General features: G+C 48.3%; 1 protein-coding gene and 1 pseudogene. Both read right to left on the reverse strand.

Annotated elements, in window-relative coordinates; genetic code table 11:
* Positions 1-182: pseudogene (locus ACTXGO_RS15295) on the reverse strand (adenosine kinase); the annotation flags it as partial.
* 54 nt (positions 183-236) lie between these two features.
* The coding region (locus ACTXGO_RS15300) for an SAM-dependent methyltransferase (RefSeq protein ID WP_443575119.1) at positions 237-755 on the reverse strand (519 nt) is incomplete at its 5' end.

Below are 755 nucleotides of genomic sequence, written 5' to 3' on the forward strand. Positions count from 1 at the left end.
CCGCCTGCTTGCTTGGAGGGCGCTATATCAGCGAGTTCAAAAAACGCCAATAGCTTTTGTTGCTCATCAAGATCGGCCAGCGTCATCTGACCTTTGATAAGGTCAGTGTCCTCTAGTGCTGCATCACTTAGCACATATTCATGATCCACCAAAGCATTACCTATCGCCATTACGTCATACATCGCTTTACTCTCCTATACCTTTATCTGTGTTAAATTTTTGATTTTGTTTAATGCCTACTTCTCTTGTAATGCTAGCAACCGCTGATACAAAGCGTTCTTTTTGACGCCCGTGATATCAGATGCCAGCGCTGCGGCTTTTTTTACCGATAGATCCAGCAATAGTCGCTGTAGCAAAGTATCATGAATACTCATATCGTCATCATCAGTTGCAATGTTATTGCCTGCTACCACTAACACGATCTCACCGCGCTGCTGATTATCATCTGCTTTGACAAAATCAATCAGCGCCCCAAGCGTTGACTTGTATACCGTCTCAAAGGTCTTGGTCAGCTCACGGCAAAAGGTCACCGCGCGGTCGTGACCAAACACCGTTGCCATATCTGTCAGGCTGGCAAGAATACGGTGCGGCGCTTCATAGAATATAAGCGTCTCAGTGCGCGCACTTAACGCCTCAAGCTGTTTTTGGCGGCCGTGGGTCTTGGCAGGCAAAAACCCAATGAAGCTAAATCGATCCGAGGGCAGTCCTGCGACCGATAGCGCGCCAATAGCGGCGCAAGCACCGACGATAGGGGA

It is taken from the genome of Psychrobacter sp. T6-1 (assembly GCF_052258445.1).